The 14,328-nt window shown below is 49.3% G+C and carries 28 protein-coding genes; 8 read left to right on the forward strand and 20 right to left on the reverse strand.

The genetic code is table 11. The features are described 5' to 3' along the window. Positions 1–12: 12 nt before the first annotated feature. From P8H26_RS12585 to P8H26_RS12665, 17 genes are all read right to left on the reverse strand, one after another. Positions 13–147, reverse strand: coding sequence for a hypothetical protein (locus P8H26_RS12585; protein ID WP_289633389.1), 135 nt, complete (start codon positions 145–147; stop codon positions 13–15). A gap of 294 nt (positions 148–441) precedes the next feature. Further along, entirely contained in the window at positions 442–1,467 is a 1,026-nt protein-coding gene (locus tag P8H26_RS12590) for a tyrosine-type recombinase/integrase (protein WP_289633390.1), read from the reverse strand. Beyond that, complete coding sequence (locus P8H26_RS12595; protein ID WP_075654663.1) at positions 1,451–1,702, reverse strand: hypothetical protein; 252 nt, start codon at positions 1,700–1,702, stop codon at positions 1,451–1,453. Before P8H26_RS12595 ends, P8H26_RS12590 begins: the two co-directional genes overlap by 17 nt. Then, the gene (locus tag P8H26_RS12600) at positions 1,699–1,965 is read right to left on the reverse strand and encodes a hypothetical protein (protein WP_075654664.1); all 267 of its coding nucleotides are present in this window, start codon (positions 1,963–1,965) and stop codon (positions 1,699–1,701) included. The genes P8H26_RS12595 and P8H26_RS12600 overlap by 4 nt, the downstream gene beginning before the upstream one ends. Beyond that, on the reverse strand, positions 1,952–2,599 hold the full coding sequence (locus P8H26_RS12605) for a hypothetical protein (RefSeq protein WP_289633391.1): 648 nt from the start codon (positions 2,597–2,599) through the stop codon (positions 1,952–1,954). Before P8H26_RS12605 ends, P8H26_RS12600 begins: the two co-directional genes overlap by 14 nt. Before the next feature lie 120 nt (positions 2,600–2,719). After that, positions 2,720–3,289 carry a hypothetical protein gene (locus tag P8H26_RS12610; protein WP_289633392.1) on the reverse strand — a complete coding sequence of 190 codons (570 nt, stop codon included), beginning with the start codon at positions 3,287–3,289 and terminating at the stop codon, positions 2,720–2,722. Beyond that, positions 3,286–3,531 (reverse strand): hypothetical protein, encoded by a 246-nt coding sequence (locus P8H26_RS12615; protein ID WP_289633393.1) that lies wholly within the window; start codon positions 3,529–3,531, stop codon positions 3,286–3,288. The genes P8H26_RS12610 and P8H26_RS12615 overlap by 4 nt, the downstream gene beginning before the upstream one ends. Beyond that, positions 3,528–3,938 carry an HNH endonuclease gene (locus tag P8H26_RS12620; RefSeq protein WP_289633394.1) on the reverse strand — a complete coding sequence of 137 codons (411 nt, stop codon included), beginning with the start codon at positions 3,936–3,938 and terminating at the stop codon, positions 3,528–3,530. Before P8H26_RS12620 ends, P8H26_RS12615 begins: the two co-directional genes overlap by 4 nt. Beyond that, positions 3,938–4,171: a M3 family oligoendopeptidase gene (locus P8H26_RS12625; RefSeq protein ID WP_151157915.1), complete on the reverse strand. Its 234-nt coding sequence runs from the start codon at positions 4,169–4,171 to the stop codon at positions 3,938–3,940. Before P8H26_RS12625 ends, P8H26_RS12620 begins: the two co-directional genes overlap by 1 nt. Next, on the reverse strand, positions 4,168–4,593 hold the full coding sequence (locus P8H26_RS12630; protein ID WP_289633395.1) for a recombination protein NinB: 426 nt from the start codon (positions 4,591–4,593) through the stop codon (positions 4,168–4,170). The genes P8H26_RS12625 and P8H26_RS12630 overlap by 4 nt, the downstream gene beginning before the upstream one ends. Before the next feature lie 8 nt (positions 4,594–4,601). Further along, positions 4,602–5,066, reverse strand: coding sequence for a single-stranded DNA-binding protein (gene ssb / locus P8H26_RS12635; protein WP_289633397.1), 465 nt, complete (start codon positions 5,064–5,066; stop codon positions 4,602–4,604). Next, positions 5,066–5,707 carry a lambda exonuclease family protein gene (locus P8H26_RS12640; RefSeq protein WP_289633398.1) on the reverse strand — a complete coding sequence of 214 codons (642 nt, stop codon included), beginning with the start codon at positions 5,705–5,707 and terminating at the stop codon, positions 5,066–5,068. Before P8H26_RS12640 ends, ssb begins: the two co-directional genes overlap by 1 nt. After that, positions 5,700–6,476: an ERF family protein gene (locus tag P8H26_RS12645; RefSeq protein ID WP_289633399.1), complete on the reverse strand. Its 777-nt coding sequence runs from the start codon at positions 6,474–6,476 to the stop codon at positions 5,700–5,702. The genes P8H26_RS12640 and P8H26_RS12645 overlap by 8 nt, the downstream gene beginning before the upstream one ends. 20 nt (positions 6,477–6,496) lie before the next feature. Further along, a complete protein-coding gene (locus P8H26_RS12650; RefSeq protein WP_289633400.1) occupies positions 6,497–7,579 on the reverse strand; it encodes a hypothetical protein in 1,083 nt (360 codons plus the stop codon). Beyond that, positions 7,576–7,758: a hypothetical protein gene (locus P8H26_RS12655; RefSeq protein WP_289633401.1), complete on the reverse strand. Its 183-nt coding sequence runs from the start codon at positions 7,756–7,758 to the stop codon at positions 7,576–7,578. The genes P8H26_RS12650 and P8H26_RS12655 overlap by 4 nt, the downstream gene beginning before the upstream one ends. Then, positions 7,758–7,925, reverse strand: coding sequence for a hypothetical protein (locus P8H26_RS12660; RefSeq protein WP_289633402.1), 168 nt, complete (start codon positions 7,923–7,925; stop codon positions 7,758–7,760). The genes P8H26_RS12655 and P8H26_RS12660 overlap by 1 nt, the downstream gene beginning before the upstream one ends. Then, a complete protein-coding gene (locus P8H26_RS12665; RefSeq protein ID WP_220159419.1) occupies positions 7,925–8,200 on the reverse strand; it encodes a hypothetical protein in 276 nt (91 codons plus the stop codon). Before P8H26_RS12665 ends, P8H26_RS12660 begins: the two co-directional genes overlap by 1 nt. Positions 8,201–8,448: 248 nt before the next feature. Here P8H26_RS12665 and P8H26_RS12670 point away from each other — a divergent pair, with 248 nt between their 5' ends. Next, entirely contained in the window at positions 8,449–9,366 is a 918-nt protein-coding gene (locus P8H26_RS12670) for a P63C domain-containing protein (RefSeq protein ID WP_289633403.1), read from the forward strand. On the opposite strand, the gene P8H26_RS12675 is transcribed toward P8H26_RS12670, so the two are convergent. Together P8H26_RS12675 and P8H26_RS12680 are read right to left on the reverse strand one after the other, a co-directional pair. Beyond that, positions 9,348–9,881, reverse strand: coding sequence for a hypothetical protein (locus P8H26_RS12675; protein ID WP_289633404.1), 534 nt, complete (start codon positions 9,879–9,881; stop codon positions 9,348–9,350). The two genes, P8H26_RS12670 and P8H26_RS12675, sit on opposite strands and share 19 nt — an antisense overlap. Beyond that, on the reverse strand, positions 9,881–10,339 hold the full coding sequence (locus tag P8H26_RS12680) for a Panacea domain-containing protein (RefSeq protein ID WP_289633405.1): 459 nt from the start codon (positions 10,337–10,339) through the stop codon (positions 9,881–9,883). The genes P8H26_RS12675 and P8H26_RS12680 overlap by 1 nt, the downstream gene beginning before the upstream one ends. Before the next feature lie 261 nt (positions 10,340–10,600). On the opposite strand from P8H26_RS12680, the gene P8H26_RS12685 reads away from it, so the two are divergent. Continuing rightward, the gene (locus P8H26_RS12685) at positions 10,601–10,810 is read left to right on the forward strand and encodes a hypothetical protein (protein WP_289633406.1); all 210 of its coding nucleotides are present in this window, start codon (positions 10,601–10,603) and stop codon (positions 10,808–10,810) included. On the opposite strand, the gene P8H26_RS12690 is transcribed toward P8H26_RS12685, so the two are convergent. Beyond that, the gene (locus tag P8H26_RS12690; RefSeq protein WP_289633408.1) at positions 10,807–11,133 is read right to left on the reverse strand and encodes a helix-turn-helix domain-containing protein; all 327 of its coding nucleotides are present in this window, start codon (positions 11,131–11,133) and stop codon (positions 10,807–10,809) included. The genes P8H26_RS12685 and P8H26_RS12690 overlap by 4 nt on opposite strands. 294 nt (positions 11,134–11,427) lie before the next feature. Between P8H26_RS12690 and P8H26_RS12695 the strand changes: the two genes are divergently transcribed. From P8H26_RS12695 to P8H26_RS12720, 6 genes are read left to right on the forward strand one after another with little or no spacing between them, the layout of a single operon-like run. Continuing rightward, the gene (locus P8H26_RS12695; protein WP_289633409.1) at positions 11,428–11,736 is read left to right on the forward strand and encodes a hypothetical protein; all 309 of its coding nucleotides are present in this window, start codon (positions 11,428–11,430) and stop codon (positions 11,734–11,736) included. Beyond that, entirely contained in the window at positions 11,729–12,037 is a 309-nt protein-coding gene (locus tag P8H26_RS12700) for a hypothetical protein (RefSeq protein WP_238481584.1), read from the forward strand. The genes P8H26_RS12695 and P8H26_RS12700 overlap by 8 nt, the downstream gene beginning before the upstream one ends. 48 nt (positions 12,038–12,085) lie before the next feature. Next, complete coding sequence (locus P8H26_RS12705; protein WP_289633410.1) at positions 12,086–12,448, forward strand: VRR-NUC domain-containing protein; 363 nt, start codon at positions 12,086–12,088, stop codon at positions 12,446–12,448. Beyond that, positions 12,445–13,302 (forward strand): hypothetical protein, encoded by an 858-nt coding sequence (locus P8H26_RS12710; protein WP_289633411.1) that lies wholly within the window; start codon positions 12,445–12,447, stop codon positions 13,300–13,302. Before P8H26_RS12705 ends, P8H26_RS12710 begins: the two co-directional genes overlap by 4 nt. Next, entirely contained in the window at positions 13,229–13,768 is a 540-nt protein-coding gene (locus P8H26_RS12715) for a hypothetical protein (RefSeq protein ID WP_289633412.1), read from the forward strand. Before P8H26_RS12710 ends, P8H26_RS12715 begins: the two co-directional genes overlap by 74 nt. Next, entirely contained in the window at positions 13,765–14,328 is a 564-nt protein-coding gene (locus P8H26_RS12720; RefSeq protein WP_289633413.1) for a GcrA family cell cycle regulator, read from the forward strand. The genes P8H26_RS12715 and P8H26_RS12720 overlap by 4 nt, the downstream gene beginning before the upstream one ends.

Raw genomic sequence — 14,328 nt, forward strand, 5'->3', positions numbered from 1 at the left:
TATTGCCGATAGTTAATACTGAGAGAAATAAGCGTGCAGCAGCATGCCAGCTTGTTTTGCTGAGTAATTCATAGTTTTTGAAAGTTTAGATGGCGCAATGGTGCGGGGAATTTCATTTTCCGGAAACATAAAAGCTGCTTCAGGCATAAAATCCGGTTGTCGCTTTTTAAAAGCACCCGCAGAGAATAGATGAATTGCAGATGAGCGGGGCAGGCGGGACGAAAGTACGGCGCTGAAAACCGCATGCGAATACGTGCGGGAAATGGCTTCAAGTTGAAAAGAGAATGATTGAAATGAATGGCGATCCCGACTGGATTCGAACCAGTGACCTACGGCTTAGAAGGCAGAAACTAATTTAATTAAAACAATGCTTTAAATGTAAAATGAGGCTGTTTAGGTCGCTAGAAGATCAATGGGTTACAGTGATTTTGTAAACTAAAATCACTGCCCCTTTTTCTCCATTTTTAGGATTACTGCATCGTTCGTTTGCTCATCATGCGCGAGATAGTGGGCTTCCAGCACTCTTGTCACGTCTTTGATAGAATGGCCGGAAGCTGCAGCAATTTCCTCAACAGTGGCTCCGCTTCTACGTGCCTTTGTGATGAAAGTTCCTCGCAGATCATGAAAGGTTACGCCGCTGATCCCAGCTCTTTTAATGGCGCGACCCCATGAGGTTTTAAACCCGTCGCTTGTCCATGGTGTCCCCTGACTGCTCGTGAGTATTGTCACAGACTGTTTGTCCATAGAATCAAGCATTGTTTTTAAGGTTGAATACACGCGAATTGTTACGCGCTTTCCTGTTTTGGATTGCTTTAGCCGGATGTGTTGACCGTCATATGCTGACCACGTGAGGTTTAGGATGTCGCCTTGTCGTTGGCCTGTCCATAAGGCCAGCATTAGGGCATGGATCAGGTTGTCGCTGAGTGCTTTGTTTGCAAGTTCGATCTGTTCATCTGTCCAAATGATATCAGCGCGAGTGCCTTTCCAGAGCCTGCCGCCACCAGTGCACGGATTCCGTGTAATCAGCTCCATATCAAGCGCCCACGAAAAAACGCGCTTCACCACCGCCCATGCCCTGTCAGCTTTGCGTGGTGTCTGTGCCATGGTATCTCGCCAGTCCTTAAAGACAGATCTTGCACCATGCTCATTAAGTGCGATGATCGGCATATCACCAAACTCGGATGACAATTGAGCCAGAAAAGGATCATAATCCCTTTGGCTGACTGCGCTGAGATCCGTGTAGGCCGGTGAAGTCTTATACTGGACAATCAAGCCAGCAAGGCTGTCGTTATCAGGTTGCACGGCTGTCTTGGAAATTGCGTGAAACTCAGAAACAAATCCCGCAGGGTCTATGGTCGGGTCTACCATAAGACGCGGGCCGCCTCGCCATGCATAGTAATACGTTTGCGTTTTGCCACCGGACAAACGCTTTTTGACTTTATGCAGCCCTTTAAGTGGTACGCGCATGTTTTCGTGCTTTCCATGCCTCTAAGGCTGACATTGTAGAATAATCGGTATTGCGATCCAATGAAGTCAACCATTCATCAAGGCGTAACCGTAAAAACCTTTGTCCTCGCGTTGAAGGTGTGAGTGCCACCGGTCTGACAGGGCAGACTTCCTTGAAGGTTTCTGTGGAGAGGCCGCAATATGCTGCAGCCTGATTTAAGGGCATAGCAGCAGGCCAGTAAGGCTGGTTTTTCATGTTCCACCTCCTTCCGGTGCGAGTGGTGAGGCGGCGAGCATCAAACGCCATTCATCTTCCATATTTTCGTATTCATTGCTTGTAACGGTGATGCCCCACGCCTTACCTGCAGCTATAACCATTTTTTCTGTCGGCTCTTTCAGGGCGCCGTAAAACAAGTCTGCAATCTTTCTCGCGGTGTGCATCGGATAGACGGCAAGTCCGCGCGCGCAGTCTGCATGAATGATACGTGCGGCTTCCTCAATCAGCTCATCCCTTGTCATTGCTGGCCTCCACGTTGAGGGCGGCACGGGCTTCAACTTGCCACCAAAGAAGACCGGTAGCCTGTGTAGGGCTTGATATTTTAGTCAAAACCTCTCGCAACCTCTCATTCTCCGCTTTCAGGTCAGCGGTTGGTGCTGCGTAGAGGGGTTGATGCTCCCACCAATACTGGTCTGTTTCGCCGTAATACCAATTTTCATTCTCGCTATGTCTATAGCGATACGCAATCGGCTCCTGCGCTTCATACTGCGCGAGTTTGGCTTCTGCGGCTTCGATGCGCTTCCATAGCAACGCATTTTGTTTGAATGCTGCATTGCTAACATCAATCTGATTATTCTTCGCGGCGATGATTTCGTCCTTCTGCATAAGGTCTGCTTGTTTGTCATTAAGAAGGCACGACAGTTCATCAATGATTTCAGCGGCTTGCGAGTACAGGACGTATTTGCCCTCTGTGTGCTCCATCATCTTATGCTGGTTCGGATATTCGCAGTGCTTCCAGCGCACCAACTCCGGCACGTCTGGCACGGCGCGTGTTCCTAGACCTTTGCAACGGCGGCAGAAAATATCCATCACAGCGTTAAGTCCACCTTCACCTGTCCCGTTGCAGGCTTCACACGGCTTCAATTCACTTATCATGATGCTGTCCTTTCAGGCGATTTCTCCCAATCGCAAGGATACCAAGCCCAATCACGCATTGCGCACTGATCTATTGATGGCCTTCCGCAAAACGGGCAGGTCTGTTTATCCGTTGCTTTCTTACTCACTCCCACATCCTTGCACTGGTTCGGCAGATAGGGCGCGATAGTCTGGCTTCAATTTCCTGATACCCTGTTCAGCTTCATTGCGCGTAATATCATCATAGGCATCTAAAGCATTGAGAGATTGCTCAACGCCATTTTCAAACCCTTCCTCAAACGCCTGTCTCCGCACCGCCGCCACGTCAACGGGCTTGGTCAACGCTTCGATTTCACAAGCCATTTTATCGAGCCTGTCCCAAACATCATTATTCAGGATACTTTGTTCTGGATCGTGACCATTGATGATTTGCTCAAGATCAGTGCTTGTTTGATTAATAATGAGATTGCGTGATGTGTTAGCGTGGCGCTCTTCTTTCGTAGGCACCTCTACAGCACAAGGCGCAGAGAGGTGAGGGATATCGTTTAAGGCGTCAAGAAGTTCAAGGCCAACATTCTTCAAGGCATAGCAAATTTCCTGCGTATAATCTCTACTGCCTTCATTGATGAAGTATTTTGCAATCTTCTCGATCTTTTCACGAGCCTGCACAGCCTCATCCGGTATATGCGCTGTGGTGTGTGTATCTTTCATAGCGCACCTCCACTGGCAGCATTGGGAAATATGCCAAATGACATCAAGCGAGCTTTAATCGCTAAAACCACCTCAACGGATTTATCATTCAGCTCACACACATCGTCGTGCCCGTAATTACTCGGATTGATTTCTCCGAGGGTCTCATACGCCCACTCAAGAAAGTCTACTTCGCTATCAAAGGCACTTTGCCCATCGGCGGGTTCAGGTGCACCGGTGTTCATCTGATCTTTATCTGTCATTGCATGCGCTCCTGTGGCTGGATTGGCTCATAAAGTGAGCGGCGGTGCTGAACGATTTTTGTGAGTGGCGGCTTTGGTTGTTTCTTGCCGGAAAGCTTTGATGACGGGCGCTTTGCACCAATATGCTTCCCGCGAACGCTTGCAACTTTTGCTTTCTCTGCTACGTCCTGCCTTGTCTTTTTAATGTGGCAGTGAGAATGCGCTGGGGCTAAGTTGCTTTCACGGTTTTCGCCACCGTTAATCAGTGCAATTCGGTGATCCGCATCCCATGTTTCAAACGGGACTTTGATCGGCAGATTGCAGCAGTGGCAGATACCATTTGCACGATCAAAAACCCTTTCGCGCACACGTGGCGGGATTTTCGTGTCGTCTGTCTTGCCAACCCATTCTTTGATTGAACGAGCCATCAGCGCCCCCAATCCAGAGAGCCATTGCGATATGGAATGCCGCGCTCAATGGCAACGATTACAGCTGTGGTTCTGAGCAATTCACGCTCAAGATGGCTGTATCGCTTCTTGTCTTTCTTGGCTTTGGCGATAGTGGCCTTGAGAGTTTCAGCGGTGGCGCGAAGCTCTGGCAGTGGATCATCCTGAAAACCGAGAAGCTTGCGCAGTTTTGAAATGAGGAACTGAATAATCATACTGCCTCCATAAGGTAGCCTTGGCGACGTGTTTCGGTGAGGGGGATATGATGATCGGCGCACCATGCCAGCGCATATTCGAGCAAAGAGGCGGCGCGTTTAACTGACATGCGGGCGGTGCTTTCGCGAATGTTTACGAATTCGCCCTCAAGCCCCGGCACAAATTCGACTTCGCCCTGCGTTGCTTTTGTGTGACCGGAAACAAGCAGAACTTTCCATTCTTCCGATTTTCGTGGTTTACCAGCCCATTCAAAACCAGACTTCGCAATGTCAGAACAAATTGAATGAAAGAAATCATTCTGGCCTCCGCTTCTGGTTGGTGGTGCAAAGGTTGCTGTGTGACCGTCAGGGAGAGCCATAAGCGCTCGGATTGCATTCTGGCGAACCTGCGGATTTACGATGGTGTAACGCTGCTTTTCCATGAGGCACCTCAGAACGGAATGTCATCATCGAGATTGTCGTCAAAGCCACCGCCATATCCGCCAGATTGCTGGCTATAGGACTGTTCGGACTGGCGGGATTGGCTTTGTTGTTGACCTTCACCGCGACTGTCGAGCATCTGCAATTCGCCGCGGAACTTCTGCAGAACAATCTCAGTCGTGTAGCGGTCGTTACCGTTCTGATCCGCCCATTTACGAGTTTGCAGCTGGCCTTCGATGTAAACCTTGGCGCCTTTTTTCAGATACTGCTCAGCAACCTTGGCCAGATTTTCGTTGAAGATTACGACGCTGTGCCATTCGGTTTTATCCTTACGCTCACCGCTCTGACGGTCACGCCAGCTTTCCGAAGTGGCAATGCGTAGATTTGCAACCGGCTCACCGGATTGCAGGCGGCGGATTTCAGGATCAGAACCCAGATTGCCGACCAAAATTACTTTATTGACTGAGCCGGCCATTATGCTGCTTCCTTCAAACTTGGGGCGCATACGTTTTGCAGCGCAGTGATTTTGTCATTGATTTCACACAGAAACTCGGAGACCTCAGCTTCGAGGTTTGCGATCAGTTCATCATCACGCTCAACGCGCTTTACAAAGAGGCGCATTTCTTCCGGCATCCGTGGGTCGAATGAAACGAAATCACACCACTTGCGACCGGTGCATGCCATCTGCCACATCATTTGTTTGATGTACTTGGCCGGAGCTTTCCCACTCAGCATTGTTTCGATATGCGTTGATGTGTTGGGGCACTTGATCTCCACCAGACCGTCCGTGCCGACCAAGCCGTCAGGGCTGGCACCAGTCATTTCGATTGATGGATGAGCGACAAAGGCTACTTGCTCCACAAGCTCATTTGCATGGAACTGATAGGCAAGTCTCGCCTCCGGCTCTTGCTCATTGCCCCATTGGATTGAGCTATTTGTGAATGTTGCTTCGACGGAGCCGGTCAAACGCTCTGCAATGAGCTGCGCCATGTAATTCGCGCGTGATGCCGATACTCCTGTTTTCACCTTCGCCGTCACATCGGAAACACGGGAGGCGGTGACTTTGCCAAGGCGCAAAGCATGCCAGTCGTCAGAACCTTGAATAATGTTATCCATTTGCGCGGCTTTCGATTGTTGCAGTCAGTTTTTTCTTTGCACCTTCAAAACGATCCTCGGTAAGGTCTTGAACTGCGTTGACTTTGTAGAACTGGCACCAAACCGCGATATTCATTCCAGCCTGATCAATAAGGGCGAGAAGCTCATCGCGTTGCGCCGAATTAATCGGATCGCGCTTTACTGGCTGATTATTGCCATCCGTATCGTCGCCAGTACTGATGTTGAACAGCATGCAAAGCAGATACCGGCGACCATAGGTGGCAGTGCTGCCAAATGCCTGGGTGCCGGTTTTATTGACCTTGCCTTGTGCGCCTGCACCATCGACAGGGATTTCACCTACGCCATTGCGTGAGTGGCCTTCTGCGTGGGAAATCTCCCAGACAATGCGCAGTTCGCCCTTGTTGTTGTAGCCGTCTGGCTGAAATGAAACGGCAAAACCATGCTTGTGAATGGTTGGCATTGCCTGCTCTTCGATTGCCGCCAGATCAGCATAGCGCGACTTAGTATGGTCGTTGCCACGGTTCTTGATAACGACCGGCAATTCGGACTGGCATTTAGACATAGCGGCAAAATATGCCTTCTTTGCCTGACGCTCTTCATCTTCACGGGCGCGATCTTCCATGCGCTCCTTCATGTCGAGCATCTTTTCAAGGCGATCCAGCGGGATATTCGGATCCATTGCGATACGCTCAATCATGGAGATCATCGGCGCATCGGCGCTATAAGATTGAGTTTCTGTAGGCGTGTGAATTTCAAGTGCGGCGCTCATGTGAGTTCCTTTCAATGAATTCAGTATTTGAGGGTGACGTTGGGAACTAAGCCGCTGACCATGTGGACAACGATCTTCTGAGCTTGCTCCGCAGATATGCCGGAGCATTCGATCAATTCGGCAACAATCGCGTTATTGATCGTCTTGCGGTGTTCTTTGTCGGCATCACGGCGGCGCTGTTCAGCTTCTGCCGCAGCCTTAGCGTCTGCTATGCGTTGGCGTTCTGCAGCAGCTTCACGTTCGGCTTTTTCACGTTCCTGAATAACAGCCTGTGCTGCTCGTTCTTCGGCCTCTTTCGCGGCACGTTCTGCGGCTGCAATACGCTCCTGAGCGTCACGGTCGGCCTGTTCACGGGCTAATTCAGCCGCCTTAGCCAATTCCGCTTTGCGATTTTCTTCGGCGATACGGTCACGCTCAATCTGCTCGGCTTTTTCACGTTCCGCAGCCTCAGCCGCCAGACGTTCAGCCTCGATGCGTTCACGTTCAACAGCTTCCGCTCTCAGGCGCTCTAATTCCGCAGCATCAGCTTCTTGCTTTTCGGCAGCTGCCAGCAAGTTTTTGAGCGCTTCAATAGCGGCATTGCGGGCGTTCGCTGCCTGATCCGCATACTCTTGCCAGACCTCTGCACCTAGAGGTGTTTTCTCAGCATCGGTGAGAAGTTCGCGCAGATCAGAAGATGAGCGACCAAAGCCTGTTTTGCTCAACGCAATGAGGGATTCCATGCGTGATTTATGGCCTTCAACCCGCTCCGCTTCCGCAGCTTCCCATTCAGTGAGAGGCTTGCGAACTTCATCTCGCAATGCATCAAGTTTGCCTTCGATGATGTTACAGGCAGCGTTGACCTTTTTAGTCTGATCGCGCCAGCCTTCGGTCAGCTTCTTACCTTGACCGATTAGGGCTGTTTTGGTGCGGGACACTTTATAGGCAAGAGAGGCGATAGCATCGCGGCCGGTCTTGGTTTTCAGGTTTGGCTCATGCTGATCAACAGCTTCTTTGACCTGCGCATACAGCTTTTCAAATTCTGCATCATCGGTGAACAGTTCCGCTGTCATAACAGCAGGCAGATTGATAATCAGATCGGTTGATGTGTTAATGGCGCTCATGCTGCCAGTTCCTTGTCTGTGAGGTCGAGAAAAATTGAGCGGATTTCTTTGCGCGCATCGTACGGGAGAGGGCGCGCCAAGAGGTCGCCTGCTGCTTTAATGCGATCAGCTGTGGGTGCATCGGTGCTGATGGCGGTTAGGTATAAGTCTGCCTGCTCTGATGTGAGGTGGTCGGCCATTATGCAGCCCTCCGGCGTGGAGCGATCTTGGTGACTTTGGAATTGGAAGTGGAAAGGGCGGCTTTGTCGTAATCACGCACAATCTGAACGACGCGCTCCAAAGCAGTCTTGGTATTGCCTTCATCCCAATAGGCATTCCAGACGAGTGTCATGAGTTCCTCGTCCATCACGCAGCCCTCGGCATTTCTTCGGCGTAATCTTCAACTACGCGACCGATAAGCCAGTCATCATCCTGCGCCTGATCAGCGACCATATGGGCGATTTTGTTGAGGACAGGAGAACCGTTGAACAGGCTGATACCGTCTTTATAGACGCCTTCTACTGTTATGCGAGGCTCGCAGCCTTCCATTGAGAAGGACACATCAAGCTCAACTTCATCCTGAAAAATAACAAAGCCAAGCACTGGGTCATGCAGTTCTGCGCTGTATGCATAAAGGCTCATTGGTTCTCTCCATCGTTTAGCGGATCGGCGTTTGCTTCTTCGCGCTGTTGATGGATTGAATATGCATGAGATGCATAAACATGTAAAGCATAAAAATGCATGACATGCATAATTATTGCGCCCACACCCCAACCATGCTAGAATCAGGGCAGCAAAAAGCCCGCATGGGGCGGCTAAAGTAGGCTAGCATTGACAATAATTATTGCTAGTCTATATTGGCTAGCATGATTAATGTAGAGTGCTAGCATATGGATGAAACAACGAAGAAAACACCAACTGAAGTTGCTACTATTGCCGCCAATGCAAGGTGGGGCGGAGGTGTGACTCTACCTAGGGCTATTTATGGGTCGGGCGATCAACCCCTACGTATCGGTGATATAGAATTACCTTGCTACGTCCTCGAAGATGAAAGACGGGTTCTCACTTCCTCAAGCGTTCAGCTAGCAATGGCAATTGCACAAGGTGGCTCTATGGTAAAGGGGGTGAGTCGCCTAGAGCTTTTTATTAGCGGAAAGATAATTTCTCCTTTTATTTCCAATGAGTTACGCGAGAGAGTCCAGAACCCTATTTTGTTCAGAACTACAGCAAACGGGAAGGCTTACGGGTACGAAGCAGAAGTGCTGGCAGAATTGTGTGAAGCCGTCTTAGAGGCGCGCCAACAAGGCAAGCTTCAGGCGCAGCAACGCGCGATTGCCCAGCAATGTGAAATATTAATTCGTGGTTTTGCTCGTGTAGGTATCGTTGCGCTCGTAGATGAGGCTACCGGCTACGAGAAGGTTAGGAAACGTGGCGAGCTTCATAAAATACTTGAGGCATATATCGCAAAAGAGCTTCTACCGTGGAGCAAGAGATTCCCAGATAGCTTTTATGAGGAAATGTTTAGGCTTCACGGGTGGGATTATGACCCGAAATCTGTAGCCCGTCCTGGGGTTGTTGGAAAATTTACTAATAAGTACGTTTATGAAGCGCTGCCGGATGGAGTTTTGGAAGAACTCAGAAATAAGAATCCAGAGAATAAGCGGCGCAATCATCAATATTTAACTGAGGAGGTCGGGCATCCGCATTTGGAGCGGCAGATAACGGCCGCGACTACTCTCATGAGGGCATCAGATACATGGGCAACGTTTAAAAAGCTATTCGATGCTGTTCAATCTCGCGCTAAATAGCGCTCTTGTAATTTGCGCAAGAGAAAAGCGCCGGAGTGAGTGGCGCTGTAATAAAGAGATTTAATTTCCAGCTCCTGATTTGAGTGCTTCACCAGCCAATGATGGTATGTTGACGTTTTAATATCTTCGTCCTTAAATTGGCGGAATGCTCCAAATAACAACATTACTGATATTGTGCTAATTGAGACGATCGGAGCAACAAACATAGCAATCAAGAGCGAAGCTGGCATTCCAGAAATATCTTTTTGCGCAAATGTATGAGCTCCGTGAGCCAGTATGAATCCCATAAAAACCAGCACAACAATCGCAATAACAATAACTTGCCAACGAATTTCCATTCGTTGTTGAATTTCATTTTTTAAAAGCTCTTTATATTGTGCCTCTATAGTTAGAGCTTGATATTCACGCGATGCTTCTAACTCAGAAATTCGTTTACTGAAGTCATCCAATGCCCCCGCCACTTCTGGCGTTGCTGATTGAAACGTATCTTGTGGCGGAGGGGCGATAGTGGACATTATTGGTTTGCTACGTATTGTGCACGTTTTTGTCGGTAGTGGCTGAGTATTGTATCATTATCGATCGGGGCAAAGAAGCCATAGGCTTTGGTCGCTAAGTCCCAGGGTCCATTACGTTCATGCGTCATTTCCGATAGTCGCCCAGCAGAGAGTCCGCTGTAGGTATTGTAGACGTATTCAACGATGTTTTCTGCATGATAACTAAGACCTGCATTAAAGTCGTTAATTGGGCTACCTATTGTGATGCCCTGCTTTCTGAAGGCGTTATAGACGTCAGGAATGACTGGACCATGCTTCCAAGCTTCAATTCGGTTGCGAATTAATGGAGAGCCAGATGTCTCTAAGAACCATCCATGAGCAATATAGACAAGCTTAAGTAGCTGCATAATGGTTAATGTTTTTCCATCTCTTGCAGCCCTCTGGATGAACCAGTTGGCGGTTTGTCGAGCGTCATACATTGAATTTGCCCTCCTTTTCGGCCAATTCGATTCTGTGATTGTCAAGTGCCTATAGCACACTGACACCAATATAGTATGGCGTCATGTATTTTTTTAGACATTCAATTGCCGCACATGTCTATTTGCGCTACCCAAACACCATCAACACCACATCTAGCGTCTCCTTAACCATCCGTTAAAAATCTGTTCGCTTGCGCTAAATCGTTCTTGATATGTTCTAATTTTCTGGAATGATAGGCGTTTGTGGGAACGGAGATTCTAATGCTTTCACGGCGTAGCGTTTTAGGTGGAGTCGTAGCGGCAACTGCTGGCGTTGATCATAAAGCGGCCAGTGCAGAAATAATTCAGGCTGCGAAAACCATTGATGAAAAGGTTTTAGAAATAGCCAAAGATATGGAGCGAATGCATGGCGGCCAATGGGAATGCCGCCTTAATCATGAAATGAAAACGATCTACATTTTCATGCTTTAGGATTTTTTCGATAGGAGAAAATCGATGAGGTCTAAAATCTGATCCCGCTCTTTATTGTTGAGCTGATTGAATTTTGAAGTGATATCATCGGCGCGCCCAGGTATCCCAGTAAGCAGGGCTGCTGCAGTAGTGCCATAAGCATCCGCTGCCTCCTCAAGAAAATCTTGATCATACGGCGTGGTGCCGTTTTCGATGCGACTTATTTTAGATTGAGTTACGCCTATACGTGCTGCGGCTTCATCTTGTTTTAATCCAAGATGCTCCCGCCATTCCTTAATAAAGTGCGCGCGTCTCTGTCGCTTTGGTTTTGTTACCGGTGCCATACAAATGATTATATCTCTAATGGTGATGCATAAAAAATCATGTCATGCATATTTTGTTATTGCTATTTATGCATGAAATGCATATCATTGCCTTATGGAACTCAAAGCGTACTTAGCAAAGCACTGTTTATCTGATGATGCCTTTGGTCGGCTTGTCAGGTGCTCTCAGTCACAAGTGAGCCGCATTAAGCGCGGGGTCTCGCTGCCGTCTATGTCTCTGATGTTGCGTATACAAGCAGCAACAAAAGGGAGTGTGACGAGTAAGGATTTTATTCAAAAAAAGGATCGCGCAGCATGAGCCACGCGACCCCATCAATCAGTTTCATATCACCGGTCACTCCTCCCGCCGGTGAGGCCGAGGCGGCTCTTTGCCCCCGCTTGATCGTCTCGGCCATCAATTCCCGTTTTACGGCGGTGTATCTGCGCATGTCTGTTTTTGTTCAGTATGCGCAGCGCAATCTTTCCCACTGGCTCCATGCACTGGTTGCTCCTGTTACGTCTCAAATCGTCGCTGATTTGAAACGTAACAAAGGAGTCACCCATGAACGTGGGAATTTCATCCAAGAACGTGGATTTTTCAGCCAAGGAGCCGACGATGACTGATGTCGATATGGCCGCTTCTCTGCTGGACGAAATCATTGGTCAGCGCGGTGTTCGCGAAACGATCAAGTCCATGCTGGAGCGGGCGTATTCAGATTTGAGTAAGCGCAACGGTGCATGGACGCGCCGCAGAGTGAGGGCTGTCTTCAACAAAGAAGCTAGCAGGATTGAAAACCGAGAAATCGAAGAAATGAAGGCAATCCTCGATGGGAGAAGAAAACAAGCCGCATATCGCGCCGAAACCGCCCGTCTTGCTTCGTTGGCTGTCATTCAGTCGGCGGCACAAGATTGCGGTCAGCTTTAGAACCTGGGCTGCAGGTGCAGCTGAATGGATTTGTCCGGAGTTGAGAGAATGAAGCAAGACGAAAGCAAATTGCAGATCGAAGTGTTCAAGTTTTTAGACTTGGCACTTCCGTCTGACTATCGCGCCTTTGCCATTCCTAACGGTGGACTGCGAAACAAAATCACCGCTGCCCGTATGAAGCGGGAAGGGGTTAAAGCCGGCGTGCCGGACATTCAGATCATCGCCAAAGGTGGTGCCAGTGCTCTGATTGAACTCAAAGCCTCAAAAGGCAGCCTGAACGAAGCACAGAAGGACTGGGCAGACTGGTTTGGCCGCAATGCCGTTCCTTATGCCGTCTGCCGTTCTGTTGGCGATGTGCAAGCCGTTCTTCTCGACTGGAATATACCTCTAAAGGCAAAGGTGCAGGCATGAGCCGCTGGATCAGAATGCAGACTGCTATCTTTGAACATGAACTGTTTCAGGCAGAGCCGCTTACTGAGCGCGAAGCTTGGTTATGGTTGATTGCTCATGCCGCATGGAAAGACACCAAACACCGCGTCGGTATTGATCTGCATGACGTACAGGCTGGATGTCTGTTTGTGACCCTGCGCCAGCTTCAAAAAGAGTGGCGCTGGAAGTCAGATTACCGCGTCAGATCGTTTCTGAAAGTGCTCGAAAAGCACGAAATGATCACCTCAAAATCAAACGCAGGGAAAACGCACGTAACTATCTGTAATTACTCGCATTATCAGGAAGTCGAACGCAATGATAACGCAGAGAAAACGCAAACAAAACGCACTAAAGACACCAATACACCAATTAATACTTCTTCACTTCGTTCAGAAGTTAAGGCGCAAGCGCCTGCAAAAGCATCTGTTCAAAGCGAATTGATGAAGGTCTTAGACCAAGATCACGCCAAGGCTGTGATTGAACACCGTAAGGCTCTCAAAAGACCACTGACCCCGCATGCCGCCAAGCTGCTGGCTGACCAGTTCGCCAAATGCCCAGACCCGAACACCGCTGCCGATGCGATGATTGAGAACTGCTGGCAGGGCTTCAAACCGGAATGGTTGCAGAACCGTCAGCATGCGCCGCGCCGCGATAGTCAGCCAGCCAATCGCAAACTTTCCCACACTGAAATCTGGGCAGATGCCCTCCGCGAAGAAGGGATTTTCCCGAATGAACCAGATAGCCACAGCTCAAACATACTCGATGAAGGTTACAGAAACCGACATCAAGAAAGCAATGTACATCCTCTCCGCATTGCCAACGCGCGATCCTATTGATCGAAACCTGATCCAGATTGTTTATCTCAAAGCCCTTGATGGCGTGACGATCCACAGCTTGGAAGTTGCCACTAATAATTTCAACAGCGGTCACTCTCACGTCGACCATACGTTCATGCCTTCGCAAGCAGAGCTTCGCAAAGAGTGCGATTTGGTTCAACGGAAATTTGCTGAGGAGCGAGCTAGGAAATTAGATCCTCACCGCCAGCGCAGTGAAAACGAGCAGCAACGGTTGCGCCATGAGGCAACAAAGACACCAGAGGCGCGCGCGCGAGTTGCGGCCATGCTGGCACGGTTCAACCAAGCCCATGACGAAGCGAAGGCATCTGAACGCCAATCAGGGATCACAGAAACACCTGACCAAGTGCGTGACCGGCTTATCGGCCAAATTGGCGAAGCCGCCTTCAACAAAATTCCAGACCTTCCGGTCAGAGACACATTCAAACAGGTAGGGGCAGCGAGATGAGTGAGCCTCACAAAAGCTGGAGCGATGAAGACAAAGCGCAAGTCGCCAAGATGATGGTCGAAGGGCTTTCGTTTTCAAAAATTGCTGGCGTGTTCAACGTGACTAAAAATGCAGTCATAGGACTGGTTAAGCGGAACCCAGAACTTGAGGCGGTGAACTCAAAAAGGCAGGCGAGTAAGCCTGCCGCCAAAACCGCCGACGAAATCAAAGATTATCGCGCTGCTAAAGCCCGTGAATATCGCGAGGCCAAGCGCAAAGCCAAAACTGAAAACGCGATAATCGTGAAGGTCGAGCCGAAGCAAAAATCGCAAAAGCCAATCCCATTCCCGACAAGGCGCAACGAAGATTTTCAGACTGTTGGTCGACCTCTTGTGGAGCTTAGCAGCTTTGATTGCCGGTGGGCAGTGAATGATGCCGGCAAGGGTGAGGAGCACCTGTTTTGCGGATCACGCGTAAATATCGGCAGTAGATATTGCGCCTATCACAAAGCCAAAGCTTTCGGGCATGGGACACCATCAGAACGCGCCGCCATTAATATTCTCAAGAAACACGCAGCATAA

Source organism: Pseudochrobactrum sp. sp1633 (genome assembly GCF_030376605.1).
Taxonomy (GTDB): Bacteria; Pseudomonadota; Alphaproteobacteria; order Rhizobiales; family Rhizobiaceae; genus Pseudochrobactrum.

Bases quoted from the DNA above. Each gene is read 5' to 3' on its own strand.
- P8H26_RS12585 (WP_289633389.1), bottom strand. From the start codon at position 147: ATGCCTGAAGCAGCTTTTATGTTTCCGGAAAATGAAATTCCCCGCACC.
- P8H26_RS12590 (WP_289633390.1), bottom strand. From the start codon at position 1,467: ATGCGCGTACCACTTAAAGGGCTGCATAAAGTCAAAAAGCGTTTGTCC.
- P8H26_RS12595 (WP_075654663.1), bottom strand. From the start codon at position 1,702: ATGAAAAACCAGCCTTACTGGCCTGCTGCTATGCCCTTAAATCAGGCT.
- P8H26_RS12600 (WP_075654664.1), bottom strand. From the start codon at position 1,965: ATGACAAGGGATGAGCTGATTGAGGAAGCCGCACGTATCATTCATGCA.
- P8H26_RS12605 (WP_289633391.1), bottom strand. From the start codon at position 2,599: ATGATAAGTGAATTGAAGCCGTGTGAAGCCTGCAACGGGACAGGTGAA.
- P8H26_RS12610 (WP_289633392.1), bottom strand. From the start codon at position 3,289: ATGAAAGATACACACACCACAGCGCATATACCGGATGAGGCTGTGCAG.
- P8H26_RS12615 (WP_289633393.1), bottom strand. From the start codon at position 3,531: ATGACAGATAAAGATCAGATGAACACCGGTGCACCTGAACCCGCCGAT.
- P8H26_RS12620 (WP_289633394.1), bottom strand. From the start codon at position 3,938: ATGGCTCGTTCAATCAAAGAATGGGTTGGCAAGACAGACGACACGAAA.
- P8H26_RS12625 (WP_151157915.1), bottom strand. From the start codon at position 4,171: ATGATTATTCAGTTCCTCATTTCAAAACTGCGCAAGCTTCTCGGTTTT.
- P8H26_RS12630 (WP_289633395.1), bottom strand. From the start codon at position 4,593: ATGGAAAAGCAGCGTTACACCATCGTAAATCCGCAGGTTCGCCAGAAT.
- ssb (WP_289633397.1), bottom strand. From the start codon at position 5,066: ATGGCCGGCTCAGTCAATAAAGTAATTTTGGTCGGCAATCTGGGTTCT.
- P8H26_RS12640 (WP_289633398.1), bottom strand. From the start codon at position 5,707: ATGGATAACATTATTCAAGGTTCTGACGACTGGCATGCTTTGCGCCTT.
- P8H26_RS12645 (WP_289633399.1), bottom strand. From the start codon at position 6,476: ATGAGCGCCGCACTTGAAATTCACACGCCTACAGAAACTCAATCTTAT.
- P8H26_RS12650 (WP_289633400.1), bottom strand. From the start codon at position 7,579: ATGAGCGCCATTAACACATCAACCGATCTGATTATCAATCTGCCTGCT.
- P8H26_RS12655 (WP_289633401.1), bottom strand. From the start codon at position 7,758: ATGGCCGACCACCTCACATCAGAGCAGGCAGACTTATACCTAACCGCC.
- P8H26_RS12660 (WP_289633402.1), bottom strand. From the start codon at position 7,925: ATGGACGAGGAACTCATGACACTCGTCTGGAATGCCTATTGGGATGAA.
- P8H26_RS12665 (WP_220159419.1), bottom strand. From the start codon at position 8,200: ATGAGCCTTTATGCATACAGCGCAGAACTGCATGACCCAGTGCTTGGC.
- P8H26_RS12670 (WP_289633403.1), top strand. From the start codon at position 8,449: ATGGATGAAACAACGAAGAAAACACCAACTGAAGTTGCTACTATTGCC.
- P8H26_RS12675 (WP_289633404.1), bottom strand. From the start codon at position 9,881: ATGTCCACTATCGCCCCTCCGCCACAAGATACGTTTCAATCAGCAACG.
- P8H26_RS12680 (WP_289633405.1), bottom strand. From the start codon at position 10,339: ATGTATGACGCTCGACAAACCGCCAACTGGTTCATCCAGAGGGCTGCA.
- P8H26_RS12685 (WP_289633406.1), top strand. From the start codon at position 10,601: ATGCTTTCACGGCGTAGCGTTTTAGGTGGAGTCGTAGCGGCAACTGCT.
- P8H26_RS12690 (WP_289633408.1), bottom strand. From the start codon at position 11,133: ATGGCACCGGTAACAAAACCAAAGCGACAGAGACGCGCGCACTTTATT.
- P8H26_RS12695 (WP_289633409.1), top strand. From the start codon at position 11,428: ATGAGCCACGCGACCCCATCAATCAGTTTCATATCACCGGTCACTCCT.
- P8H26_RS12700 (WP_238481584.1), top strand. From the start codon at position 11,729: ATGACTGATGTCGATATGGCCGCTTCTCTGCTGGACGAAATCATTGGT.
- P8H26_RS12705 (WP_289633410.1), top strand. From the start codon at position 12,086: ATGAAGCAAGACGAAAGCAAATTGCAGATCGAAGTGTTCAAGTTTTTA.
- P8H26_RS12710 (WP_289633411.1), top strand. From the start codon at position 12,445: ATGAGCCGCTGGATCAGAATGCAGACTGCTATCTTTGAACATGAACTG.
- P8H26_RS12715 (WP_289633412.1), top strand. From the start codon at position 13,229: ATGAAGGTTACAGAAACCGACATCAAGAAAGCAATGTACATCCTCTCC.
- P8H26_RS12720 (WP_289633413.1), top strand. From the start codon at position 13,765: ATGAGTGAGCCTCACAAAAGCTGGAGCGATGAAGACAAAGCGCAAGTC.